This is a genomic window from Pseudomonas sp. B14(2022), from assembly GCF_012030485.1.
In the GTDB taxonomy this organism is placed as follows: Bacteria; Pseudomonadota; Gammaproteobacteria; order Pseudomonadales; family Pseudomonadaceae; genus Aquipseudomonas.
This window is the reverse complement of sequence record NZ_JAAUVM010000036.1, coordinates 17992-41462: the sequence shown is the minus strand read 5'-3', so window position 1 is coordinate 41462 and position 23471 is coordinate 17992. Positions and strand designations below refer to the sequence as shown.

Below are 23471 nucleotides of genomic sequence, written 5' to 3'. Positions count from 1 at the left end.
CCCGATTGCGGTGTGTCAGCCAGACATATATCGACTGACACTCCGCTATCGGGAGCAAGCCCCCTCCCACAGGGGGCCTCGGTATTTTTCAAGGGTTGTGGTCGCTCGCTAAACCGCGCGTCAGGACTTACCGGCCCCAGCCCGTCTTGCACTTGCCGTTTTCTTGACTGCCACCGCCGCAATCGGCTGCACAGTCAGTTCCACGCCTAACGCCAGCATCAACTTCTGAATCGTCTCATAACGCGTTTTAGAACCGCCTTTCAGCGTCTTATATAGGCTCTCGCGATTAACCCCCGCAGACTCCGCCACCTTGTTCACGCCCTGGGCCTTGGCGACCTCGGCAAGCGCTTTCATGAGCACCTGCGGGTCTTGAGATTTCATGCTCTGCGCCAGATAAGCGCTGATGGTTTCCGGGCTATCGAGGAAGCGCGACGCTTCATAGATGCTGGTACCGGAGGTATCAAGATCGAGGATCGGCATGTGAGTCCGGAACACTCCGGAAGAAAAATCCTAGTCCACCGCTCGCATAAGCAGCCGATCGATACTATTAGCGCCTGTGTCTAATAGCGCCTGTGTCTAACCTTCACCATGCCTCAGCACCTGCGCATTCGCCCGCTATCACGGTGGCTGACACTCCGCCATCGGGGGCCAAGCTGAGGCGGCAAACGATAGAGATGAAGCCCAAAGAAAACGTCCTGCACAGCCGCTTCACTTTGCGTAAAATGCGAGCCGTTCTCGATCAGGAAGACTCAACCCAGGAGGGGTAACGCTTGAAACCGCTTGACACCCACGCGCCAAAACACGCCGACACGGCCATCACACGACTTAAGCTCAAAGACCAACTGGCCGTAGACCCTTACAAGGCATTGGCACTGCTGGAAAGCGCCCTCCTCTGTTTTGTAACGACGGCTCTTATGCTGTTTGTTGCACAAAGCGTCGGCATAACCGACACATTCAAGAGCAACGTCCTCTATGGCGGCACCCTGGGTGGATGCATAGGGGCGATGTACAGGCTGTACCACGACGCAGCACTTTCCGAGTCGAGCATTGCCAGGCATATCAGCCCCACTGCACTGCAAAACGCGATGCTCGCCTTGAAGTATTCCAAGACGCCGGAAGGCGTTTACTACCCGAACAAACGCATGTTCACCCCATTTCATCGGTGCGATTCAGAGCGGATCACGCTCACCCCACTGGATGGGGGCACGCGCTTCACAGGTCCCTATTTGAAGCTGAAAGCGCTGTCGGCCAGGCTGATGGAGCAGGAAGGGATTTGAGTCAACCGGACGTGGCCATTCATACCTGAAAGGCCATGGCATTTGCCTAACGACAAGGACGTAGGCAGTGATGATAAAACAGCGATGTTCCCTGGCCTTCAGCCTTCTATGGCGTACGCATGTGGTGTATTTCATCTACTCAGGCGCGCTCCAGTGCAGATGACATGATCGCTGCACAAGCAGAAGACGCAGCGGCAACCAGCGCTGTGCCTAAATGGCCATAACCTGGGGGCTATAGGCGGATCTGGATTGCCGCCGTTGACCTTCCCTACCCGACGCTACTCACGTTCAAGCCCGCGTGGGCAACTTCCAATTCGGCCGGACGAAGTGGCAGGTATACCCGTTCGGTATCCGCTCCAGATAATCCTGATGCTCCGGCTCCGCCTCCCAAAACTCCATGGCGGGCTCAATTTCCGTGGCCACAGGCCCAGGCCACAGCTTGGAGGCATCCACGTCAGCCGCGGTATCTTCGGCAATATCCCTTTGCTGCTCGCTCAGGTAGTAAATCGCCGAACGATAGCTTGGCCCAAGATCATTGCCCTGACGATTCGGCGTGCTCGGGTCATGGATCTGGAAAAAGAACTCAAGGATCTGCCGGTAGGAAATCACCGCCGGGTCAAACACGATCTCAATCGCTTCAGCATGGTTGCCATGGTTGCGGTAGGTAGCATTCGGCACATCGCCACCGGTGTAGCCGACGCGCGTGTGCAGCACGCCGGGGTAGCGTCGCAACAGGTCTTGCATGCCCCAGAAGCAGCCGCCGGCGAGGATGGCGGTTTCGGTTGGGTTGGTCATGGTCTGTCCTTGCGGTTAATGGAGACAGGGATAGTTATGGGGCAATGCTGAGCAATACCAAGTTCAATCAAAGAAAAACTGCCCCCCTATCGACTCAAGGTTTATTCCTGGAACGAAACGCCGCCACCTTCATCCGGTTGCCGCAGGTCGCCATGCTGCACCAGCGGCGGCGGTGTGATTTGCTCAGGTCATGGAACAGCAGCACGCAGTCGTGGGCCTCGCACTGGCGGACGAATTCAAACTTATCGTTCGTGACCAAGCCCACCAGCGACTCGGCCACCGGCCCAAGCAGGCTGGCCGGGCTGCTGTCCCGAGGATGCGTGGCAAGCCGAAATGCCTTCTGCTCCTGCGCCCATTCCAGCCTGCTCACCGGGCGACCCGCTTCAAGCACCTGGTTGATCACCGCAAGATCGACGGGAACGCCTGTCATTGCCGCATTCACCACCGCCCTTGAACTCGCGCGAAGCGTGCGAGCGAGGGCCAGCAGCCCATTCGGCGCCTTCGGGTCAACCTGCTCGGGCAACAGCCCCGCTTGGGTCAGCCAGCTCATAACGCTGTGATCATCGACGAAGCAGTCATGGCGCTGATCACCCACCCCGTACTCGGAGTTGATGAAATCGAGGGCAAGGTTGTCAGCCAGAAAAAGTGCGCCTGAAGCAGTGCTGTTCGGATTCATGGGCAGCCTGTAACCAATAAAATATGTTTGACAGGTTACCAAATCCAGGCATAACCTTCAAACACAAACTTTAACGGTTACACAGGAAGCCACACCATGACCACGTCCAACGCCATTGCCGCTGCCGGGCTCACCGCCTCCTTGCTGATCAGCGGCACGGCCCATGCAGACAACACAGTGCATTACCGCTACGAGCAGGTCGGTGACGTAAAGGTGTTCTACCGCGAGGCGGGCGACCCCAGCGCGCCGACCGTGTTGCTGCTGCACGGCTTCGCCGGCTCATCCTTCATGTTCCGCGAACTCATGCCCGAGCTTGCCGACCGCTACCACGTCATCGCGCCGGACCTGCCGGCATTTGGCTTCACCGAAGCCCCGCCGCGCGGCGAATACGCCTACACCTTCAGCCAGCTGGCGAAGACCATCGGCCAGTTCACCGAACAGCTCAAACTCGATAAATACGCGCTGATGGTCCACGACTACGGCGCCCCCGTAGGCTGGCGCATGGCCGTCGCCCATCCGGAGCGAGTGACCGCGATCATTTCCCAAAACGGCAACGCCTACGAAGAAGGCTTGGGCGACGGCTGGGCCCCCATCCAACGCTACTGGCACGCCCCGACCCAACAAAACCGTGAAGCCCTGCACGACTTCCCAACCCCTGCCTCGATCAAGTGGCAGTACCTGGAAGGCGTGGCCGACAAAAGCTCGGTTTCACCCGATGGCTACACGCTGGAAGGGCTGCAAATATCCCGGCCAGGCAATGCCGACATCCAGCTCGACCTGGTGCTGGACTACGCCTCCAACGTAGCGATGTACCCGGCCTTCCAGTCGTACTTCCGCCAGTACCAGCCACCGCTGCTCGCGGTGTGGGGCAAGAACGACCCGTTCTTCCTGCCGGCCGGCGCCGAGGCATGGAAGCGCGATATTCCCAAGGCGGATGTTCGTTTTTATGACACCGGGCACTTTGCGCTTGAAACCCATGGCAAGGAGATCATTCCGGTTATACGGGCGTTCCTGGACAAGAACCTCCAGTAATCAGCGCAACCCTATGTAGGAGCGAGCTTGCTCGCGAAAAACGTCAACGATAACGCCGACTCTGGTTTCACGCGGCGCTCCAAGATTCTTCGCAAACAAGCTCGCGCCTACCTTGTGGACATGTCCTACAGCAAGCTGCAGCGCCTTGCTCCGTTGCCTACAGTTGCGTCAGAATCCGCCGGCTTGTGCGCTTGAGTGGGCGTCTCTAAGGTGGCCCGGTCGCTGACAACTCAGTGATCGGGTTTAGTAGCCCTTGGTCGAATTTCGCTTAGTGCACAAGCTTCATCCACCAGACTTCCCGTCTGTGCTTGATGGCGGCTGTGCGCAGGGCACCTTCGGGTGCGCCGGCTTTGCGGAATTCCCCGGTCTACTAACCTGCGTACAGCTGCCACCCTTTTGTTTAGTAGCGAAACGGTGTCGGCCCTGACAGGGAAATTCCGTTATGTACAAAGTCACGCCTAACCCTCCGAACGGTCCCGACCTGAAACTGAATCAGGCGGCGCACCGTGCGATTGATCACTACCTCAACGCGGGCGCCGAACCGCCAGAGCAGCCTCCCCCACCCACGACGACGCTGTTCAGCGTTGCTGACGATGCCAGCACTGAAGTGCTGATTGCCAATAGCTATGAGACTTTTTCTTCGGTTACTGCGTTGTTGCTTGACCTGTCGGATGAGCTGACGGGGAAGCAGCGGGATGTGGCGTTGGCGATTCACCAACTGAGTGAGTTGGGGGTTTTGTTGGTGGATAAGTTGATGGAGCGGGAGGCGGCTGGAGCGGGCAGCTAACCTTCCACCCACTCGATAGATCGCTGAGTCTTTGTGACTCGCTTTACGAAGACTCGGCGATTTTCTTTCGGAATGAATAGACCCATCCCCTAACCCGTCTCAACGCGAGTTCGTGATCGGCAGTTTCCGTAGAGAAGCCGTCAGCCGTCGATCAGTCCCGCGGAGTCTGGCCAGTCGAATGTCCAATGCTCGCGAGAAAAATCCTAGTATCCCGATTAGACCGCAGATAAACCACACGGCAAGCCGACGGCGCAGTTGCGACGAGTTGCTGCATTTTTGCGCGCGCTGATTTTTTCGTCCGCCACATGAATCTAAAAAACTCCGGCAGGTTCGCCAGCAGTTCGGGGCAGTTATGCGGCAAGTCAGGCCGCGACTGACCGCGTTGGAGCAGCGTTCTGCGCAGTACGCGCAAGAATCGAAGCGTCGCCGAACGATCAATCCATATCAAGACATCTGCACGGGCCATCCGGTTGTCCCAAGTGGCTGAATGACCACCTTCGAATATCCAGCAATCACGGGCCTCGACCTCAAGACAAAGCTGCGTCTTCTCGTCCCGGCTTCGTTCTCTCCAACCTGGCTGCCAGTGGATAGTGTCGATATGAACGACCGGCAAGCCCGTGAGCTGACCAAGCTTACGCGCCAACGTGCTTTTGCCAGACCCAGGTTGACCAACAATCATCACCCGTTGCATCGAAGCACCTTCTCGCTATTCAAGCTGAATTTTTTGGGGTGGCGATTTTACGTCAATGCCGGAAACCGGAGGTTACTGACCGTTCATCGGGATTGCATGATGTCATGACGACATCATCCCAATATAGTTGTACAAGACTTGTACAAACATAAAAACCTGTACAAGTTTCAACTGACCAGGAAATAACGCGGCTACCCGTCGCCGTCGAACAAAAGAATACCTGCGCAGGATGCGGACCAAGGGCGAATACATACCCTTGCAGGTGCCTCTAATTGCTCCTCCCATTACGCAGGTACATCATATGCCATCGCACCCTCCCCGGCTCTCGACACGGACCAGTCTCTATGCCGGCTATGCCAGCCTGCTCGCGTTTATGTTGCTGATTGCCGCTATCTCGCTGTACGCCCTGGCTAATAGCAATAAGGAATTTTTCCTCTACGTTAATGGCGTTGATGCACGCACCCGCCTGGCCAACACACTGAACGACGCCGCCGCCCAGCGCGCGATTGCCCTGCGTAACATCGCCTTGAACAGCAATGTCACCGAGAGAGGACAGCAGCGGGGCGCGATTGCCGTCAACGAACAAATGGTGACCAGCAGCCTCGCCGCGCTACGCCAGGCAATTGATAGCCATGGTGATGTGTCGCCCAAGGCACGTGAACTGTTCTCAACCATCGAGCAGGTCGAGAGCCGCTACAAACCGGTAGCGCACACCATTGCCGAACACCTGTTCAAGGGTGAAAACGACGAGGCCCTGCGCATGGTCAGCGAGCAGTGCACCCCCTTACTGGCCGAGCTGACCCAGGCAATTGGCGAATACCTGCGCTACACCAACCAGAAAGCAGACCGGCAGGTCAGCGAAAATGACGCAAACTATCTGTCACAACGCAACCTGCTGCTCGCCATTACTGCGCTGGCCGTCTTACTCGCAGCGGTACTGGGCTACGTCATCAGCCGCAACCTGCTGCGCGCGCTGGGTGCCGAACCGAGTGAACTCAACCAGCTCGCCCAACGGGTTGCCCAGGGCGATTTGCGCGCCAGCGGGCGCACGCTTGAGCCACCACAAGCCAGCATCATGGCCGCCCTGCTGAGCATGCAGGAGAGCCTGCGGGACATGACCAGGGGCGTAAACCTGTCCTCACAGACCGTGGCCCAATCCAGCCAGGAGCTTAGCCAGTCGAGCCTGAGAAACGCCGAAAGCGTGGCCATGGCACAGTGTGAAGTCGAGCAGATTGTCACCGCCGTTCACCAAATGGCCGCCACCGTGCAGGATGTCGCGCGCAATGCCGAATCCGCCGCCAGTGCCGCCAGCGAGGCCGATAGCGCGGCCCTGTACAGCCAGCAGAAGGCCAAAGATGCCGTCAACATGATCGGCGAGCTGGCCGAGACAATCGAACAGTCCAACATGGCCATGGGCCGGCTGAAGAATGAAACCGGCAATATCGGCAGCATGCTTGAAGTGATCAAGTCGGTGGCCGACCAGACCAACCTGCTGGCCCTCAATGCAGCCATCGAAGCTGCCCGTGCTGGCGAGGCCGGACGCGGCTTCGCGGTGGTAGCCGACGAGGTGCGCAGCCTGGCACAGCGTACCCAGAAGGCCACCTCAGAGATTGAGGTGCTGATCGCCAGTCTGCAGAAAATTGCCGACGAGACCTCGCAGCATATGCAACGCTGCAAGCGCTCCAGCGCGCAGTCGGTGTCCGGTGTTTCCGAGGCCGGTGAAGCGGTGAGCACGATCGTCACCATGATCGAGCGGATCAACGGCATGAACCACCAAATCGCCGCTGCCGCCGAGCAGCAGAGTACCGTTGCCGAGCAGATCAGCCGGGGCATCGTGACCGTCAGCGAAAGCGCCGAGCAATCCGCTGCAGCCTTCCGCAGCGCTCAGCAGGAAAGCGAAGGATTGGCACGCACCAGCGTGACATTGCGAGAGAACATCTCGCGCTTTCAGCTCTAGGGTCTGTTGCCGTTTCATCGCGAGCCGCGTTGCTGCGAGAAATGGCCCCCGGTTAGGCGCAGGACGCAGGTATCGTCGTGCCATCGGCCAGGCGAACCGGTCTTCCCATCCACAGTTGCGTATCAGCGCAGTGCGCGCTGATCAGATGGCTGCTGCGTCGAACCAAGCTGGAGACTATTTCAACCGGCAAGCGCTGGCGTGCTTTGTAGTAGCCGCCGGTATGCGTGCTGCCAAACGATGGCCGCTATGGCAGTATTTTGCGCCTTCCTGCAAACAGACGGCTAAACCGTTGGTACCGTTCCGCCGTCGATCACAAACTCACTTCCCGTGATAGATGCTGCTCGCGACGAAGCCAGGAAACCGATCAGGTCAGCAACTTCGGAAGGCGTGGACGGGCGGCCGAGTGGGAGACCTCCAAGTGCTTTCATGATGATCTCTTTACCACCTTGATAGTCAGTACCTGCCTCCTGCGCGAGTCGCTCGGCTAATGCGACCGACGCTTCGGTTTCAACCCAGCCCGGCGAAACCCGAACCACGCGGATGCCTTTGGGCGAAACCTCTTTCGATAAACTTTTGCTGTACGTCGAAAGTGCGGCCTTGGCCGCCGCGTACGCTGTTGTAGCTTCCGGCAGTGGCAGCCGACTCTGGATGGAGGTGACGTGGATAACGACCCCCTCCTTGCGCTCCAGCATACCCGGGAGCAAGGCGCGGTCGAGGCGCACCGCAGGCAACAGATTCAGGCTGAGCTCTCGTTGCCACTGTTCCTCGTCCAGCGCAGCAAAACCGCCGCCGGGTGACGACGAACCACCCAGGACATGGATCATTATGTCCACGCCCCCCAGCCGCTGTTGGATCGCGGCGATCAGCACGTCACAACCTTCCCGGGTCGAAAGATCAGCCGCAATCAGAAGAGCGCCCGGTATTTCAACGTCCACCTGCCTGGCCGAGGTAATGACCTTCGAGCCCTCGGCCAGTAACAACTCGACGACAGCCTTGCCGATGCCCTTGGTGCCACCGGTGACCAAGACCCGCTTGCCAGTCAAACCTAGATTCAGCATGGCGTGATCTCCAGGGAACGGATTCGACCGCCCTCCAGCGTGAAGACGTAACTCAGTTGTACCGGGCTACCGGGGAAATTCCCAACAAGGTGCGCAATGACCGTCAGTCTGCCCTGCCCTTGCAGGACCTGCAGTGGTTGGACCTGATAGATGAACGCACTGCGTGCCTCCCGCTGCCAGGCTTCGATGGCAGCTGTTCCTTCGTATATTTTTCTCTCATCGCAAACCGTGGCGTCAGCGCAGAAGCAGCTCGCAAGTTGTGCCGCATCGCCACCATTACTGACTGCAAAGTACGTCTGCACGACGTCGGGAAGCTGAGGTGTCATGTGTTCGTTCTCCAGAATGCGGTTGTATGAAGCGATCTTGCTACCTGACGGATAGTTTGCTCAACTGGGACTAACTTTATGACCTATCCCGAAATTCAGGACAATAAATGTCACAAGATCGTATAGGCCTCAGTGAGCTGGACGCTGTTATCGCGGTCGCACGCAGGGGGTCGTTTCGGCAAGCCGCTATCGATCTCGGCGTCTCCACCACCGCGTTGAGCAACACCATTGCCCAACTGGAAGCCCGTCTCGAATCGCGGCTGTTCAATCGCACTACCCGTAGCGTGGCCATTACCGAAGCGGGCAGGATATTTCTGGAGCAGGTGGGACCAGCCTTGCAGGATTTGCGCACTGCACTCGATGCAGTGCGATCACATAACGCCGGGCCCTCGGGCACGCTGCGTATCAATGCGTTCGCCAGCGCTGCCCGATCGGCGCTCCTGCCACTGGTGATGGAATTCCTGAAGCATCATCCGAAAGTACACATCGATCTCGTGACCGAAGGCCGTCTGGTGGATATCGTTGCTGACGGCTTCGATTTCGGCGTGCGCTCAACAAGCCTCGTTCCCAATGACATGATTGTGATCCCTCTCGGCCAGCCGCAACGGTACGCTGTGGTCGGTTCGCCGGCGTACTTCGAAAAACACGGCAAACCGCGAACGCCATCCGAGCTGCTCCAGCATCAATGCATCCGCGTTCGACTACCGAATGGGGCGATTTTCCCGTGGTATTTCGAGCGGGACGCAGAAGTGATTCGTCTCGACGTGAGCGGGCCGCTTACGCTGGATGAATCCAGCGTGGTCAAGCTTGCGGTGCAGGAAGGCATGGGGCTCGGCTTTTTCATGGAGCAGGACGTTCGCGACGAAATCCGCGCGGGACTGTTCGCGCGGACTCTGGAAGACTGGACACCGCCCAGAGACAAGCTGTGCCTGTACTACCCGAACCGCCGCAACCCCTGCGCGGCAGCCAAGGCGTTCATCGACCTGGCACGCGCCAGTCAGGCCGTCGAGGACGGGCTCGCATGATCCAGGCATGACCGGGACCAGGCTCAGGCAATCAACCCCAGTGTCAGTCCCTTCAAGGTAGCGGCTGCCCGGGTCGAGCATTCCAGTTTGCGAAAGATGCTTTCCACGTGCGTGCGAACCGTACTCGGACTGATGTCCAGCAGCCGCGCCACCTGCTTGTTGCTGGCGCCACGACTGATCTCCAGCAGGATGCGGCACTCGCGAGTCGTGAGTACCGAAGCCTTCGGTTGACGCATGCGACGCTCCCCCCCTGCGGCGGCAATTACTGCTTCGCAAATATCGTTGTCGAACAAGCCACTGCCAGCATCCTGTTTGAGTAACCTGGCTGCATCCGCTTCGCCGTGGGCCGATCGCCATGGCCTGGCTTCCGTTAGCGCGACCCAGGCTACCGATGTGGCGAACAGGCGATGCTCGGCACACAGCGCATCACCCGCCACGCCTCGAAAATAGCCACTGCCGTTGAGCCGTTCATAGGCATGGGATGCAATCTCTGCGGGTACGGCCAGTTCAGTGATAGGCCTAAGCGCCTGTTGCGTCCAGTAAGGGACAAGGCGCACCCGCTCTGCTGCGCCGTATGGCAGCGTCCCTGCGGTATTCCAAAGGTGGTTCGAAACGGCCGCCCGGCCGAGACCGTAGATGAGCGCGGACTTGCCAATTTCTGTCAAAGTGGACTCCCGCAGCCCCCACAGGCGTGCAGCTTCCACGGCGACATGCGCTACCTGCCGCGAATGCCCTGCCAACCACGGGAGCTTCAAGTCGATGATGTCGCCCACCAACGTCAATGAGACACAACGCTGCTCATGCGCGTGGTCAACCGTTTTCGAAAGCGTTTCCAAATCCGCCAGCCAGTCCTTTGCGTTCCCCAGAAGCAACGAGACTAGCGACGCCGGGTAGCGCCGATCCGACTGCTCTCTGATCCAGCGTAGCGCCGCGTCCAGGCCGTGCGCACGACTGAGAATGTCCAGATCACCTGCAAGTACTACCTGATAGGCGACCTCTGGAATGTGCTCATGGGTCAGGCCCAGTGGCCGGCCAGTGCCGTCGTAGGTTTCGAACACGCGACACACGCCTGCCTCGACGGCGGCACCGAGCTGGAGGGTTTTGGCGATTGCTCCAGACACCTCACAGTGCACGACGGCAAGCGGGGTTGCCTGATGCACCGCGTTCATTTGCTCATTGCCCAGCGTCAAATCGAGCATCGCGCGGCGGCCATCGACGTCGTCGCCCAGCAAATCCGCAAAGCCTTCGGCATTGGCGGTGCAACCGGACCAGCGCAGCAAGGCAACCTGTTCCGCTACCCTCAGGTGCTCACCGTCGCCGTGCCGAGCCCGCGCCAGCATCCGCGCCAGTGCGGCAACACGCCGGGAATGACCGAGTGGTTGTCCCATGCTGAGGTCACCGATCTGGGCGATCGTCGCCAGCGCCCCGTCCAGGGAGATGTCCAGTTGCAACACACTATCCATGAAAAATGTCCCAGGGTCGGATAATTGACCGATGCCCACACTGCAGGCTAGTCAGCAGAATTTGAACTCCCGAACAGGAGCTCATCCAATGAAAACATTCAAATCGAAAATCGCTACCGTCGCCTTTGCCCTAGCCGGCACCTTCATCGCAAGCGCCAGTCATGCGCAGGATACAACGCCCTCCGTGGTGATCGTACACGGCGCGTTCGCCGACGGCTCCGATTGGACCAAAGTGGTGCCACTGCTCCAAGCCCAAGGGGTGGCCGTTACGGTTGTGCAAAACCCGCTCACCTCACTTACCGACGATGTTGCCGCTACGCGCCGCGTCTTGAGTAACCAGCAGGGTAAGGTGGTTCTAGTCGGGCACTCTTGGGGCGGCACCGTGATTACCGAGGCCGGTGGCGACCCGAAGGTCAGCGCGCTGGTGTATGTCGCCGCCTTCGCGCCGGAGGCCGGGCAAACCAGCGGCGAACAAGGTAAAGGCGCGCCCACGCCCCCTGGCATCAGTCAGATCAAGGCAGACGCCAACGGTTTTCTCTATTTGACGCCGGAAGGCATGGCCAAGGACTTCGCCCAGGATCTCCCGGCAGCCCAGACCGCCGTCATGACCGCCACGCAAGGTCCCATCAAGGCATCTGCCTTCGACGATAAAACGACCGTCGCGTCCTGGAAGACCAAACCGTCCTGGTATCTGCTAGCCACCGAAGACCGGATGATCCACCCCGACGTCCAGCGCTCTGCCGCCAAGCGTATCGGTGCCACCCTGGCAGAGGTGCACACCAGCCATGTTCCCCAGCAGTCACAGCCGGCCGAGGTCGCCGCAGTGATTCTTAAGGCAGTGCACAGCGTTGGTGAGAAATGATCGCAGGGAAATGACGCCACTGATAACCGCAAACTCAATCGCTGCATCGATACGGAGCGTGCGCATGAATCATCTGCGTGATCAACACTATGACTTCATTGTGTGCGGTGCAGGTACGTCGGGCTGCGTGGTCGCAGCCCGTCTCGCCGATCAGCAAAGCGCACGCGTCTTGCTGATTGAAGCTGGCGAGGGGTACTCGGGCCCTGAGGTTGTCGAACCGGCGCAATGGCCGATGAACCTAGGTTCAACGCGCGACTGGGCATTCGAGGGGCAACCCAATCGGCACCTCAATGGTCGACGGCTATCCCTGAGCATGGGTAAGGGACTCGGCGGTGGCTCCAGCATCAATGTGATGGTCTGGTCGCGCGGGCACCGCTCCGATTGGGACCATTTCGCAGCCGAGTCCGGCGACCCGGCCTGGGGCTACGATTCGGTACTCAATTACTACCGCAGGATCGAGAACTGGCAAGGCAGCCCTGATGCCACTCGGCGTGGTTCAGGTGGCCCCGTGCATGTCGAACAGCCGGCCACGCCTCAACCCCTCGCGTGGGCAACGTTGGAGGCGGCCAGCCGTCTGGGTATCCCCCGGTTCGACAGTCCCAATGGCGAGATGATGGAAGGCCCGGGCGGGATCGCTATTACCGACCTGCGCATTAACCAGGGCAAGCGCGAATCTGTTTACGACTCCTACATCCGGCCACGGTTGCACTATCCGAACTTGACGGTGCTGACAGGGGCATTGGTGACCCGCCTATTGCTTATCGGTACACGGGCTATCGGTGTCGAAGTGCTGATCGCCGGCGAACGGCAGTGCTTCTATGCCGCAGCCGAGGTCATCCTGTCCATGGGCGCGGTGCAGACACCCAAGGTGCTCATGCAATCGGGAGTCGGCCCGGAAGATGAACTGCGAAACCACGGCATCGCACCCACCCATCACCTTCCCGGCGTGGGCCAGAATCTTCAGGACCATCTCGCCTTTGGCTGTACGTGGGAGTATCTACGCCCCCAGGCAGTCGGTAGCGGCGGATGCGAAACCACTTTGTACTGGAAAAGCGACAGTCGCCTGGATGTCCCGGACCTGTTGCAGTGTCAACTGGCATTTGCAGTCCCCTCTCCGCCTGAGGTCGCGATTGAGCCGCCACACCAGGGCTGGACAATGTTCGCTGGGCTGGCCAGGCCTGCCAGTCGAGGGCGCGTGCGCCTGTCGGGTGCCGGGCCACTGGATGTCCCGCTCATTGAGCCGAACTCGTTGAGCGCGCCCGAAGATATGATCGCGGCGTATGCGTCGATCGACCTGTGCAGGGCGCTCGGTAACAGCGAAGCCTTCAACGGGCTGGTCAAACGCGAAGTCGTGCCCGGTCCGAAAGAACATCGCGCTATGGAGCAGTTCATCCGCAACTCTGCCGTGACTTACTGGCACCAGTCCTGCACCGCAAAAATGGGCCGAGATACGATGTCGGTGGTCGACCATCAACTGCGCGTGTATGGCATCGATAAACTGCGCGTCGCTGATGCTTCGATCATGCCGCGAATTACCGTCGGCAACACGATGGCGCCGTGCGTCGTCATCGCCGAACGAGCAGCAGATCTTATCCTCGCTGCGCAGGGTGTAACAGCCGCGGCCACAGCGCTGCGTTATGAATGACATTCAGCTGAAAATCATGCTTGTCGGAGCTGCGAACGCTGATTGCCGAGAGGCCGTCGGGCTGCTCGTCATCGCTCAAGCTTGGTGTTCTCAGTTCGCGCCGGCCTTGGCCTTGACGTCGGCGGCGACCTTATCGGCGGCCAGCGGGGTGCAGCTGTACGGCAGGCTCCAGCCGATGCTTGAACTCCACAAGCAGCTTAATGCGCTGCCGTTGAGGATTGAGCCGGTGTCAAGGTGGACGCTGATCGTGTCGCAACGGCTGATACCGCTGATTGCGAAGGCATTGACCTCGGAAAAGATCTTCGCGTTCTTGCCCACGCCATGGGCGTTTCTCGAGGGACCTCCTTGCCACTGGTTTGCTGTCGTACAATTGATCGAATAGATATCGAGTAAAATGTTTTATTGACTAAAATAAAATATCGGATAATTATTCCTGTGCATCTGCTCACACGCAGAGTCATTTTCAGGGTTATCCCGATGAGTCTTAAAATCCCCTCTGTACTGGCGACTCTTTACGTCGAGGCCAACGAGTCGTCCTTTGCAACTCGCGTGGCACCTGCGCTGATGCAGGGCTTCCCGGCCGAGCCGAATCACCGAGTAACGTGGCACAACTGGATGCGTGCGCCCTTCAGCCAGTGGGGGTTCCGTCATCTGGCGCGGCTGCGTCCCACGATTGATGTGGCGGCGGGTTCAACGCCTGCCGGTCAGCTCAAGGAAGCGCCCAAGGCGCTGGACCGCCTGTATTTCGACAGCGAGTGTGGGCTGAGCATCAGCGTTATCGAACACCTTGTGGCCAGCCAGACCGACGCCTTTTTGGTGATGCAGGGCGATACGGTGTTGTTCGAGCGCTACTTCAACGGCCAGCGCGCGGATGACCGGCACATCATGTTCTCGGTGACCAAGTCGCTGATCGGCACCCTCGGCGAACAACTGGTTTCCAACGGCATGCTCAAGCCCGAGCTGCCCGCCGCGTACTACGTGCCTGAGCTGGTGGGCAGTGCGTTTGGTGATGCCACGGTGCGCCAGTTGTTCGATATGGCCGTGGGCATCGACTACAGCGAGGTGTATGACGATCCCGCCTCCGAGAGTTCGCAGTACGGTTATGCCTGCGGTTTCCAGCCGGCACCGGCGCAATACGCCCAGTTTGAATCGCTGTACCAATACCTGCCGTCACTGAAAAAACGTGGCGCACACGGCGGCTTTTTCCATTACGTGACCGCCACCACCGAAGTCTTGGCATGGGTCATGGAACGTGCCTCGGGCAAGGCCTGCAGTCAGATGCTGGAAGCAATCTGGGGGCGTTTGGGGTGCGACCGCGACGGTTATTTCATGGCTGATCCCTGGGGCCGTAACGTTGCCGGGGCGGGCTTCAGTGCCACCTTGAGAGACATGGCACGCTTCGGCCGCCTGCTCGCCAACGACGGTCGCCAGGACGGTGTTGAGCTGCTGTCGCCCGAGACCGTGGCCCGTATCGCCGCCGGTTCTGATCCGGCGATCTACGCGCAAAATGCCGAGTTCTCCAGCTGGACGCCTGGTGCGTCCTATCGCAGCCAGTGGTACGTGTTCAACGACCACAGCCAGGCCCTGATGGCCGGAGGGATCCACGGCCAATACCTGTTCATCGACAAGCCGTCCGGCGTGGTGATCGTCAAGCAATCGTCGCTCACCGATGCGGTCAGCCCGTTCGATAACGACAGCGTGCGCATGCTGCGCGCGATCACCGCGCACCTGAGTCACTGATCCACGCCCAAACAATAAGAGTCTTGCGTTCTATTCACCTGGCTTGCCCAGGTGTTGGCGGCGCCCTGCGTCGCCATTGACTGCCCTGTAACAACAATAATTCCACAGGAGCTTCTTATGGTTTTCACCAAGCGTTTTTCCCGAGCGCTGTTAGCGTTCGGCTTACCCTTGACCACCCACGTCGCGTTGGCGGGCTACACCTTTGAGGACGGCGATCTCAAGGGTGAAGTCAATCTCACGGCGGGTGGGGCGACGCTGTTTACCCGTGGCGTCAACTTCGGCAGCGGCCAGGTCGATGCACGCAACGGTAAAAACGGCGGCGCCAGGATCAACTGGCAAGAGGTCTACGTAAAGCCGGGGGTCAAGCTTGAGTATGCGTTGCAACCGGATTTCAGCCTGCTGGCGGGCGGTTCCCTGGTGGCGGCGAGCACCTTCGGCGATGGCGATGCGGGTGGCTTCAGCCGCAGCTCCGATGGCAAGGCCGCAGCCGAAGAACTCTACGGCGGTTTTCGCGCCGGCGAGTGGAAGCTCACCGCCGGCCGCCAGAACTACATGATCGGTACGGGGTTCATCGTCATGGACGGTAACCTCGATCAGTACAAGGATGCCGCCTACTGGCTCGGCCCGCGAACCGCGTTCAAGGATTCGGCGATCCTGGCCTGGGATCATGGCGCGCTGAAGTCTCAGGCCTTCACCTTGCGTACCGATGACGACTTGGGCGATTTCCGCATGACCGGCGTCAACCTCGATTACAACCTCGATGACCAGGTGACGCTCGGCGCCATGGCCATGAAGGTCAACGCCCTTGGCCCCAGAGGCAGCACGCTCCCGCGCCGTCGGGACGGGATGCAGGTGTACAACCTGCGGGCGCTCAACGCCAAGGTGCCCGGCGTACAGGCGCTGACGCTGAATGCCGAGTACGCGCTGGAGCGTGGCAGCGGCGAGGGCGTCGACTACGATGCCAACGCCTGGTACGCCCAGGCCGACTACGCCTTCAGCACCCTGCCGCTGACGCCGATCCTCGGCTACCGCTACGCGAGCTTTTCCGGCGACGACAACCTCACCGACAACCGGCAAAAAGCCTGGGACCCACTGAGCAAAGGCTTCGTCGACTGGAGCACCTGGCTGGTCGGGGACGTGGTCGGCAACTACCTGCTGTTCAACAGCAACGAAAACGTTCAGCAGTTTTCACTCAAGACCCACCTCAACGACACCCTGACCCTCGGCGCGATTCACTACCAGTTCTGGCTGGACGAGAAAAACTACATGGGCGCACCGGTCAGCGATCGGCGCTTTGCTGACGAAAGTGTGGTTTTCCTCGACTGGACACCCACGCCGTCGTTCTATACGTCGCTGTCCTACAACTGGGTCAAGCCACTGGCCGCCGCCAAACAGGTGTTCGGCAACGACCAGATGTTCAGTGCGCTGGAACTGTATTTCACCTACCGCTATTAAGTGCTGCGAGCCATCGCGGCCGCGCTGGAGTGTTTTGATCATGAACAGATTTTTGCGTAACACCGTGCTGGGCACTGTCGCCTCGTTGCTCATCAGTGGTTTTTGCCTGGCTGAAGAACGCACCGTACGGATCTACAACTGGATCGAATACCTGCCACCCGAGGTGCTCAAGAGCTTCCAGGAGGAAACCGGCATTCGCCCGGTTTACGATGTGTTCGACAGCGTCGAAACCATGGAGTCCAAGCTGCTGACGGGCAACTCCGGGTATGACGTGGTGTTTCCCGGCTCCGCCAACCTGGGACGCTTGATCACGGCCGGGGCCGTGCAGCCGCTGGATCGCAAGCAGTTGCCAAACTGGCAGCACTTGGACCCGCAATTCATGCAAACCCTGGAAACCGCAGGTGACTCCGGCAATCGCTACGCCGTGCCTTACCTGTGGGGCACCACGCTGATCGGCTACAACGTCGACAAGGTGCGCAAAGCCCTCGGCCCTGACGTGCAGATGAACAGCTGGGACATCATCTTCAAGGAAGAAAACCTCGCCAAGCTCGCCAGTTGTGGCGTGGGTTTTCTCGACGCCGCCAACGAGATCCTGCCGATTGCCTTGCACTACAAGGGCCTCGACCCCAATAGCCAGAAGCGCGAGGACTATGTACAAGCCCAGGCCCTGATGATGAAGATTCGCCCTTACGTCAGTTACTTCAACTCGTCACGCTACGGCATGGACCTGGCCAACGGTGATATCTGTGTGGGCGTGGGCTGGTCCGGCGGTGTCGCACTGGCCACACGACTGGCAGATGCAGCTGGCAAGGGCGTCAAGGTCGAGATGGCACTGCCCAAGGAAGGCGCGCCGATGTGGTCGGACGTGATGATGATCCCGGCCAAGGCACCCGATCTGGCGGAGGCCCATGCGTTCATCAATTACATCCTGCGCCCGGACGTGATTGCGCGCATCAGCAACAAGATCGGCTACCCCAACCCGAACAAGGACGCCACTGTGCTGGTGGACGCCAGCATCCGCAACGACCCGAACATGTATGTGCCGGACGAAGCGCGCAAGACCCTGTTCGCCCTGGAGCCGATCCCGGCTGCCGCGGAGCGCATCCGTACCCGCACCTGGACCGCCATCAAGAGCAACCGCTGATCAGTGTGGCCCGGTGCGTGCGCGCCGGGCTTGGAGCTTGCCATGACTGAACGGATGGACATTGCCCCCAACTTGCAGCGGGTGCTGACCCTTCGCGTCGCGATAGGGCCAGGTGTGATGCTGGGCGCCAGCGTTGAAGGCCTGCGCTGCAATTACCCGATAGTGGGCGGGGATTTCGATGGGGTCGGCATCAGCGGCCAGGTCCTGGCGGGCGGAGAAGATTGCTTTCTTTTGCGCCCGGATGGCATTGGTCAACTGGATGCCCGCTACAGCGTGAGGACCGACGAAGGCGAGGTGATCAACATCCGTAACCGCGGCGTGCTGACCATGACTGAGTACGGACGCCAGCTGGAGCGCGACGGCCAATGGCCGATTCCTGAAACGGAGTACCGCTGCACCTGCACGCCGGTGTTCCAGGTGCCCAAGGGGCGGCTGGACTGGCTCACCCGTTCAAGTTTTATCGGCCTGGTGCATTACCCGGGCGCTGACCAGGTGGTGATTCGCTGCTATCGCTTTTACTGAGGCCCGACCCTGGAAGCTGTCAGGCCTGCATGCCGTAGAACAGCAGCTCGGTGATACGCCTGACCTGGGTAGAGTGCGCGTCGATATCCGGGTGTTCCTGGTTCACCAGCCTGAACAGTTGCAGGTGCGAATAGTCGTTCAACAGGAACGCGGCCAATTCCACATCGAGTTGCGGGCGTAGCTTGCCGGCCCGTTGCAGTTCCCGCAGCAGCTCGCTGATCTCGGCCCTGAGCGCATCATTCATGGCCCGGTAGCCTGCGGGCAGTTCATTGCTGCCGCCGAACAGGATCAGCGGCAGCAGTTCACGCCACAGGCTGGGGTGCATGACTTCCAACGCATAGCCGGTAAGAAGGCGTTCCAGGTGGCATAGCGCCTCGACCGGGTCGTCTATTTCGTGGATCCGGCTGCGGGTGTCGGTGATTGCGCGTTGATCGGCGTGGTGCAGGATTTCCAGGATGATTTCCTGCTTGTTGCCGAAGTACTTGAACACCGTCGGCGGCGACACCCCGGCCTGGCTGGCGATCTGTTCGATGGTGGTGTTCTGGAAACCCTGGCGCTCAAACAGCTCGATCGCGGCCTTGCTGATAGCTTGCCGGCGTTCGGCTTTCTGACGTTCACGCAGTCCGCTCACAGGAGATCCTTGTCACGAGTAAAAAGAGGGGCGCTTATCGCCCCGGTATCGCTGCAAAATACTTAATTGAGTAAATTTTTTAAAGCACTAATTGCCAACCATTCCGTGTGCCACTGCCGTTTGCATGAAAGTGTGGCGGGCACACTATAACGTTGAGTGCCTGTATCGGGGTTAACGTGAAAGGCTGATCAAGAATTGGGGCGTCCAATCTGATCAGCCTGCCACGTACCAACGATAAGGCTGTCGCAGCCAAGACTGTTTTCGTAAAACCCCACCAGGAGGCCATCAGTTCTAATCGGTCAGGCGTTTGTGGCTGACCATTTGGTACGAGTGAACTGAGCATTGGCTCCCTTGGAATGTCGAGCGGATCTACAACTCGACAGGAGATCTCATTCACTCTTCTTCATCAGAGTGAAAAGTCAGCTGTTTGTACTGCACTGAACGACTGCTATTGGCCTGGGCCGATTGCTGCCTGCCACGACCGGTTGAAATCGACCCTAAGCTAACTGTCGCCTGGACAATACCAGAGCGCCTTTGTATTCCCAGCAGAAATGCAACTAATAAAATTAATTAATTTTTGTTATTGCTCTTTATGACCTAAGTTGATTCAAGGACATGGAGAACCACCTTGAACTCACCAATTAACTCTGCTGAAAAGTTTGATAATGCTCGGGCTAGTGAATATGGACGACAGAGCCGTATCGCACTGGCAGGTTATGACGCTTGTCAGGACTTGGTGGCGTGCATGCTCGCGGCAAGTCTTGGAAATATTCGCTCGGCAAAAATACTGGTAGTCGGCGCTGGCGGTACGGCGCAGGAGATCATCGCGATGGCCAGGCTTGAGCCGGGCTGGCGCTTCACCGCCGTTGATCCATCTGAATCGATGCTGGAAACCGCGAAACAGCAGTTAGTCGTCAACAACATGCTTGAAAGAACGGACGTGCACCTTGGGCACGTTGAAGACTTGGCCGCAGATGAGTCCTACGACGCAGCCACTTTGATCGGTGTACTCCATCATCTCGATGGGGATGATGCCAAGGGAGAGATTCTGCGATCCATTCGGGCTCGTCTGAAACCGGGGGCTCCGCTGATTGTCGCCGGCAACCAATATGCCTATGCCAGCCAGCCGTTGCTCCTCGCCGCCTGGGGGCAACGTTGGCGGCAGCACGGAGCCAGTCCGGATGAAGTGAAAGTCAAACTTGGGAAAATTCTTCAAGGCGCTGACCCTCCACATTCTGAGGCGGCTGTTCAGAAGCTTTTGCATGATGCGGGGTTTGGGGACGCTACCCGTTTTTTCAGCAGTCTGTTCTGGGGTGCCTGGTTAACGTGTAAAACGGTCTGAACGGCGAGCTGAGTGGCAGCTCTGGGTCGATTGCTGCCTGTCGTGAGGGGCAGCAAGCGGCCAGAAGCCGCCGCTGGAGCTTAATTCGAGTTCAAAGGGGCGCGAGGCACCAGGTTAGGCCGGGCTCAATCATGCCTTGCCTATCAGCGATATGAACCCTGTAAGGCTATTTGCAATCCTTTCCACGGACTCTTCTGGAGCGATCCCATCGAAACAAACGATAGGCCAAGGTGGAGAGTTTCCTCTGAGATCGAAAGCTACAAGCTCACCGGCACCGTTACTACCGAACACAAACAAATCTGGAGCTATTTGCTCATAGAACAAAACCTGCTTGGGGTCGGCCGTAACCTCCGCGGAATCGAGAACGAAGTTAAATGGACCAACAGGTAAGGGCCCCTCGCCACCATTGCTGAAGGTCAGCAACTGGTAGTACTCATCAGGGAGCACATGCGGTGCAACCGCTCGTAACGCGGCCAACGCATCATCAGAAGCCCCTGGTGATCTATGCCACTCTCCATAAATTTTCAATTCTTCAGCTCTCTGTTGATTTATCGTCAGTCGTGACGCAGGCAGCCGAAGGCTGCCTAAAACTCTTATCTTTACACCATTACCGTCGCTGCTCATAAGCGGATGGCTTTACTTTCGACAAGCATACGCATGTCGAAGTAACGTCCAAGGCACCTTGAGGTGAAATTCAGGATCACTGGCCACGATTCCGATGATCGCATTGGGTAGATTTCGGCCAGTCGTGACTGGCAAAAAACGACCCGTTGCTGCCATTGGCACGATCAAAATTGGCAGCATACACTCGTCCCAAAGATACGAATTGACCAAGACAAGCCCCTGGACACTCGCGGCCAAGAGGAGCCATTCGTGAGAATCCGCTCTCGACCCTGCCTGAACGCCCCGTAACCTCATATGAGTGCTGAGCCGCGTGTACATTCGAGGTTTTCACCTAAGCCACGGATCATCTCCATGAATGCCTTCACCCGCAGCGGCAAATTTCCGGCCGGGTACACCGCGTGCATCTGTGGGCTCTCACCGCTGCTGGAGGTGAGCTTGTACTCAGGACAAACCCGGAGCAAGCGCCCCGCTTCCACTTCGGGCTCCGCCATCCAATCCGCCAAGCGGGCGATCCCGACGCCCGCCAAGGCTGCCTGGAATACCGCCAGACCGGAGCTGAAACGAAATTTTGGATGAACCCGAAAGCTGATGGCCTGCTCCTCACTGCGAAAATTCCATTCCTTGAGAATCCGCGGCGCCGTATGCAGGATCAGCGAATGCGACTCCAGTGCCTCGATGGAATCGGGCATGCCGTTGCGCTCCAGGTAGCCGGGGCTGGCATACAGGTAACGTGAGTAACTCCAGAGCGCAAAGCCGATCAAGTCGCTGGATTGTGGAAACGCGCCGCGAATCGAGAAGTCCAGCTTGCTCTTGGCCGGGTCGATGATCTCATCGGTGAAAATCACGTCGATGTTAACGTCTGGATAGCGCTCGCAGTATTGCGCGATCAACCGGGGCAATACCCCGTGTCCGAGAAGCTCGGGGGCGGAAAAACGGATCCAGCCGGAGGCCAGGCCGCTGAGACCGGCCAGGTCTTCATCCACCTCACGTTGCAGGTCGAGCATTTTGTACGCGTGGGGCAATAAGCATTCACCCGCTTCGGTCAAGCTCACGGCATTGGACGAGCGATTGAACAACTTAAGCCCCACACTTTCCTCCAGGGCTTGAACGGCGCGGGTCAGTGCGCTGGGGGAGCGTCCCAGCGTCCGTGCCGCGGCGACGAAGCTGCGCTTGCGAGCCACGGTCGCGAAGGCTTCAAGTTCCCCCAACATATTCAATGCCACTCTCCACCTCATTGCATTTTTCACAACGCGGCATTGCAACACAAAAAAGGCTCTTCCGTTAACCTTCCCGCTCAACCCAGAAGGATGGGGCAGACAGGAGCGCAAGGACGTGTCGAAGCTGGATGAAGTAATCGGGAAAGCCGCAGCTTGTGCTGATGAAGTAATGCATGAATGGCTGGAAAGAAAATCAGTGACTTCGACCCGACGGGAGATACCGCAAATTCATCTGTCGCTCGAAGAACAACGCACACTTCAGGCTGGTCTGGCATCGTTGGACGTGACCGATAGCGCCTCGGGTATCCGCCACATGCCGATCCTGGGGCGGTTGCTGGAAAGTGTCCTGTGCAGCGAGAAAATCCAGCAGCTACGCAATTTTCCACAGGCCCGTGAAGTGGCGATGATCGTCAGGGGGCTGCCGCTGGACCCGCAACTGCCCGCCACGCCCTATGACCTGGAGCCGGGTATCGAGAACTTGTCGATTCTGGCCGGGGCTATTTTGTCCGTGCTGCAAACTCTGCAAACCCGTCCGCTGGCGTACGAGGGTGAAAGCAACGACACAGTGTTCCGTCACGTATCGCCCAAGCACAAGCGAGAGACCGAAAAGAGCTCCTATGGCTCGCGCGCGGATTTGGACATGCATGTCGACAACCCTCACCTGCCTTTGACCTGCGAACCGGTCTCGCAGTTGTCGGCCTGTCCGGAGTACCTGTCCCTGACCGGCCTGCGCTGCGAGCTCGACGTGCCGACGCGCATCGTCGCCATTGACGAGGTGCTGGCCATCCTGCCGGCCTACGTCGAAGAAGAATTGTCACGACCGAATTTCACCGTTCGCCGACCGGCCTCCTTCGGCAAACAGGGGAATGTGCTGGAAAATGTCCCCTTGCTGTACAGAAGCGCAACCGATGGCCTTTATTGCCGCTACAACAAAGCGAGTGTCGAAGCGACCTGCGCCAATGCGCAGTTTGCCCTCCAACTGTTCGCCGCCGCCGCCAATCATCCCGATGTCGTGCACCCCGTAATGCTGCAACCAGGGGACATGCTGATCTTCAAGAACCAGCAAACCCTGCATGCCCGGGATGGTTTTACACCCCGCTACGACGGCCGTGATCGCTGGATGTTGCGTGTCTTCGGAGTCAATGATCCGGCACGCGTGTTACCGCTGGACCCTCATCAACCCTACATAGTCAGAGCCTGAT

The 23471-nt window shown here is 58.9% G+C and carries 23 protein-coding genes and 3 pseudogenes; 13 read left to right on the top strand and 13 right to left on the bottom strand.

From position 1 onward, the window contains the following. Nucleotides 1–120: 120 nt before the first annotated feature. Nucleotides 121–480, bottom strand: a complete 360-nt coding sequence (locus HCF10_RS30030) for an addiction module antidote protein (protein WP_131699785.1) — start codon at nt 478–480, stop codon at nt 121–123. Nucleotides 481–770: 290 nt separating this feature from the next. Between HCF10_RS30030 and HCF10_RS30025 the strand changes: the two genes are divergently transcribed. After that, entirely contained in the window at nt 771–1277 is a 507-nt protein-coding gene (locus HCF10_RS30025; protein WP_167657001.1) for a hypothetical protein, read from the top strand. Nucleotides 1278–1565: 288 nt separating this feature from the next. On the opposite strand, the gene msrA is transcribed toward HCF10_RS30025, so the two are convergent. Then, complete coding sequence (gene msrA, locus HCF10_RS30020) at nt 1566–2072, bottom strand: peptide-methionine (S)-S-oxide reductase MsrA (protein WP_167657000.1); 507 nt, start codon at nt 2070–2072, stop codon at nt 1566–1568. A 94-nt stretch (nt 2073–2166) separates the two neighbouring features. Further along, complete coding sequence (locus HCF10_RS30015) at nt 2167–2748, bottom strand: CGNR zinc finger domain-containing protein (protein ID WP_131699788.1); 582 nt, start codon at nt 2746–2748, stop codon at nt 2167–2169. A gap of 96 nt (nt 2749–2844) precedes the next feature. On the opposite strand from HCF10_RS30015, the gene HCF10_RS30010 reads away from it, so the two are divergent. After that, a complete protein-coding gene (locus tag HCF10_RS30010; RefSeq protein WP_167656999.1) occupies nt 2845–3780 on the top strand; it encodes an alpha/beta fold hydrolase in 936 nt (311 codons plus the stop codon). 442 nt (nt 3781–4222) lie between these two features. Beyond that, nucleotides 4223–4567 (top strand): DUF6124 family protein, encoded by a 345-nt coding sequence (locus HCF10_RS30005; protein ID WP_167656998.1) that lies wholly within the window; start codon nt 4223–4225, stop codon nt 4565–4567. A 151-nt stretch (nt 4568–4718) separates the two neighbouring features. Here HCF10_RS30005 and HCF10_RS31610 read toward each other — a convergent pair whose 3' ends face one another. Next, nucleotides 4719–5258 carry an AAA family ATPase gene (locus tag HCF10_RS31610; RefSeq protein ID WP_131699791.1) on the bottom strand — a complete coding sequence of 180 codons (540 nt, stop codon included), beginning with the start codon at nt 5256–5258 and terminating at the stop codon, nt 4719–4721. 301 nt (nt 5259–5559) lie between these two features. Here HCF10_RS31610 and HCF10_RS29995 point away from each other — a divergent pair, with 301 nt between their 5' ends. Next, nucleotides 5560–7215, top strand: coding sequence for a methyl-accepting chemotaxis protein (locus HCF10_RS29995; protein ID WP_167656996.1), 1656 nt, complete (start codon nt 5560–5562; stop codon nt 7213–7215). Between the two features lie 70 nt (nt 7216–7285). Here HCF10_RS29995 and HCF10_RS31605 read toward each other — a convergent pair. The 3 genes and pseudogenes from HCF10_RS31605 to HCF10_RS29985 all read right to left on the bottom strand — a co-directional run. After that, a pseudogene (locus HCF10_RS31605) lies at nt 7286–7444 on the bottom strand (IS4 family transposase); the annotation flags it as partial. Between the two features lie 52 nt (nt 7445–7496). Next, nucleotides 7497–8273: an SDR family oxidoreductase gene (locus tag HCF10_RS29990; protein ID WP_131699793.1), complete on the bottom strand. Its 777-nt coding sequence runs from the start codon at nt 8271–8273 to the stop codon at nt 7497–7499. Next, the gene (locus HCF10_RS29985; protein ID WP_167656995.1) at nt 8267–8599 is read right to left on the bottom strand and encodes a nuclear transport factor 2 family protein; all 333 of its coding nucleotides are present in this window, start codon (nt 8597–8599) and stop codon (nt 8267–8269) included. The genes HCF10_RS29990 and HCF10_RS29985 overlap by 7 nt, the downstream gene beginning before the upstream one ends. A 107-nt stretch (nt 8600–8706) precedes the next feature. On the opposite strand from HCF10_RS29985, the gene HCF10_RS29980 reads away from it, so the two are divergent. Beyond that, nucleotides 8707–9624, top strand: coding sequence for a LysR substrate-binding domain-containing protein (locus HCF10_RS29980; RefSeq protein ID WP_131699795.1), 918 nt, complete (start codon nt 8707–8709; stop codon nt 9622–9624). Between the two features lie 23 nt (nt 9625–9647). Here HCF10_RS29980 and HCF10_RS29975 read toward each other — a convergent pair whose 3' ends face one another. Then, nucleotides 9648–11087, bottom strand: coding sequence for an HD domain-containing phosphohydrolase (locus HCF10_RS29975; protein WP_167656994.1), 1440 nt, complete (start codon nt 11085–11087; stop codon nt 9648–9650). 88 nt (nt 11088–11175) lie between these two features. Between HCF10_RS29975 and HCF10_RS29970 the strand changes: the two genes are divergently transcribed. Together HCF10_RS29970 and HCF10_RS29965 are read left to right on the top strand one after the other, a co-directional pair. Next, on the top strand, nt 11176–11949 hold the full coding sequence (locus HCF10_RS29970; RefSeq protein WP_167656993.1) for an alpha/beta hydrolase: 774 nt from the start codon (nt 11176–11178) through the stop codon (nt 11947–11949). A 64-nt stretch (nt 11950–12013) separates the two neighbouring features. After that, nucleotides 12014–13594, top strand: coding sequence for a GMC family oxidoreductase (locus tag HCF10_RS29965; RefSeq protein ID WP_167656992.1), 1581 nt, complete (start codon nt 12014–12016; stop codon nt 13592–13594). A gap of 90 nt (nt 13595–13684) precedes the next feature. On the opposite strand, the pseudogene HCF10_RS29960 reads toward HCF10_RS29965, so the two are convergent. After that, nucleotides 13685–13933 (bottom strand): annotated as a pseudogene (locus HCF10_RS29960) (pectate lyase); the annotation flags it as partial. Nucleotides 13934–14071: 138 nt separating this feature from the next. Between HCF10_RS29960 and HCF10_RS29955 the strand changes: the two are divergent. The 4 genes from HCF10_RS29955 to HCF10_RS29940 all read left to right on the top strand — a co-directional run bounded on the left by HCF10_RS29955 (nt 14072) and on the right by HCF10_RS29940 (nt 18455). Continuing rightward, entirely contained in the window at nt 14072–15334 is a 1263-nt protein-coding gene (locus HCF10_RS29955; RefSeq protein WP_167656991.1) for a serine hydrolase domain-containing protein, read from the top strand. Between the two features lie 117 nt (nt 15335–15451). Beyond that, nucleotides 15452–16789 carry an alginate export family protein gene (locus HCF10_RS29950; protein ID WP_167656990.1) on the top strand — a complete coding sequence of 446 codons (1338 nt, stop codon included), beginning with the start codon at nt 15452–15454 and terminating at the stop codon, nt 16787–16789. Between the two features lie 40 nt (nt 16790–16829). Further along, nucleotides 16830–17933: a polyamine ABC transporter substrate-binding protein gene (locus tag HCF10_RS29945; RefSeq protein ID WP_145336385.1), complete on the top strand. Its 1104-nt coding sequence runs from the start codon at nt 16830–16832 to the stop codon at nt 17931–17933. A 42-nt stretch (nt 17934–17975) separates the two neighbouring features. After that, nucleotides 17976–18455, top strand: a complete 480-nt coding sequence (locus HCF10_RS29940; protein ID WP_167656989.1) for a DUF3237 domain-containing protein — start codon at nt 17976–17978, stop codon at nt 18453–18455. Nucleotides 18456–18474: 19 nt separating this feature from the next. On the opposite strand, the gene HCF10_RS29935 is transcribed toward HCF10_RS29940, so the two are convergent. Together HCF10_RS29935 and HCF10_RS31600 are read right to left on the bottom strand one after the other, a co-directional pair. Then, complete coding sequence (locus HCF10_RS29935) at nt 18475–19086, bottom strand: TetR/AcrR family transcriptional regulator (RefSeq protein WP_131699802.1); 612 nt, start codon at nt 19084–19086, stop codon at nt 18475–18477. A gap of 172 nt (nt 19087–19258) precedes the next feature. Next, nucleotides 19259–19429: pseudogene (locus HCF10_RS31600) on the bottom strand (serine hydrolase); the annotation flags it as partial. Nucleotides 19430–19714: 285 nt separating this feature from the next. Between HCF10_RS31600 and HCF10_RS29930 the strand changes: the two are divergent. Then, nucleotides 19715–20428 (top strand): class I SAM-dependent methyltransferase, encoded by a 714-nt coding sequence (locus HCF10_RS29930; RefSeq protein WP_167656988.1) that lies wholly within the window; start codon nt 19715–19717, stop codon nt 20426–20428. Nucleotides 20429–20557: 129 nt separating this feature from the next. Here the strand turns inward: HCF10_RS29930 and HCF10_RS29925 are convergent, their stop codons facing one another. Beyond that, nucleotides 20558–21052: an SMI1/KNR4 family protein gene (locus HCF10_RS29925; protein WP_131699804.1), complete on the bottom strand. Its 495-nt coding sequence runs from the start codon at nt 21050–21052 to the stop codon at nt 20558–20560. 290 nt (nt 21053–21342) lie between these two features. Beyond that, complete coding sequence (locus tag HCF10_RS29920; protein ID WP_167656987.1) at nt 21343–22275, bottom strand: LysR substrate-binding domain-containing protein; 933 nt, start codon at nt 22273–22275, stop codon at nt 21343–21345. Nucleotides 22276–22384: 109 nt separating this feature from the next. Here HCF10_RS29920 and HCF10_RS29915 point away from each other — a divergent pair, with 109 nt between their 5' ends. Beyond that, on the top strand, nt 22385–23470 hold the full coding sequence (locus HCF10_RS29915) for a TauD/TfdA family dioxygenase (RefSeq protein WP_167656986.1): 1086 nt from the start codon (nt 22385–22387) through the stop codon (nt 23468–23470). Nucleotide 23471: the final 1 nt, after the last annotated feature.

Bases quoted from the DNA above. Each gene is read 5' to 3' on its own strand.
- HCF10_RS29950 (WP_167656990.1), top strand. From the start codon at position 15,452: ATGGTTTTCACCAAGCGTTTTTCCCGAGCGCTGTTAGCGTTCGGCTTA.
- HCF10_RS29990 (WP_131699793.1), bottom strand. From the start codon at position 8,273: ATGCTGAATCTAGGTTTGACTGGCAAGCGGGTCTTGGTCACCGGTGGC.
- HCF10_RS29940 (WP_167656989.1), top strand. From the start codon at position 17,976: ATGACTGAACGGATGGACATTGCCCCCAACTTGCAGCGGGTGCTGACC.
- HCF10_RS30030 (WP_131699785.1), bottom strand. From the start codon at position 480: ATGCCGATCCTCGATCTTGATACCTCCGGTACCAGCATCTATGAAGCG.
- HCF10_RS29955 (WP_167656991.1), top strand. From the start codon at position 14,072: ATGAGTCTTAAAATCCCCTCTGTACTGGCGACTCTTTACGTCGAGGCC.
- HCF10_RS29945 (WP_145336385.1), top strand. From the start codon at position 16,830: ATGAACAGATTTTTGCGTAACACCGTGCTGGGCACTGTCGCCTCGTTG.
- HCF10_RS29925 (WP_131699804.1), bottom strand. From the start codon at position 21,052: ATGAGCAGCGACGGTAATGGTGTAAAGATAAGAGTTTTAGGCAGCCTT.
- HCF10_RS30015 (WP_131699788.1), bottom strand. From the start codon at position 2,748: ATGAATCCGAACAGCACTGCTTCAGGCGCACTTTTTCTGGCTGACAAC.
- HCF10_RS29995 (WP_167656996.1), top strand. From the start codon at position 5,560: ATGCCATCGCACCCTCCCCGGCTCTCGACACGGACCAGTCTCTATGCC.
- HCF10_RS29975 (WP_167656994.1), bottom strand. From the start codon at position 11,087: ATGGATAGTGTGTTGCAACTGGACATCTCCCTGGACGGGGCGCTGGCG.
- HCF10_RS31610 (WP_131699791.1), bottom strand. From the start codon at position 5,258: ATGCAACGGGTGATGATTGTTGGTCAACCTGGGTCTGGCAAAAGCACG.
- HCF10_RS30005 (WP_167656998.1), top strand. From the start codon at position 4,223: ATGTACAAAGTCACGCCTAACCCTCCGAACGGTCCCGACCTGAAACTG.
- HCF10_RS29980 (WP_131699795.1), top strand. From the start codon at position 8,707: ATGTCACAAGATCGTATAGGCCTCAGTGAGCTGGACGCTGTTATCGCG.
- HCF10_RS29965 (WP_167656992.1), top strand. From the start codon at position 12,014: ATGAATCATCTGCGTGATCAACACTATGACTTCATTGTGTGCGGTGCA.
- msrA (WP_167657000.1), bottom strand. From the start codon at position 2,072: ATGACCAACCCAACCGAAACCGCCATCCTCGCCGGCGGCTGCTTCTGG.
- HCF10_RS29970 (WP_167656993.1), top strand. From the start codon at position 11,176: ATGAAAACATTCAAATCGAAAATCGCTACCGTCGCCTTTGCCCTAGCC.
- HCF10_RS30010 (WP_167656999.1), top strand. From the start codon at position 2,845: ATGACCACGTCCAACGCCATTGCCGCTGCCGGGCTCACCGCCTCCTTG.
- HCF10_RS29985 (WP_167656995.1), bottom strand. From the start codon at position 8,599: ATGACACCTCAGCTTCCCGACGTCGTGCAGACGTACTTTGCAGTCAGT.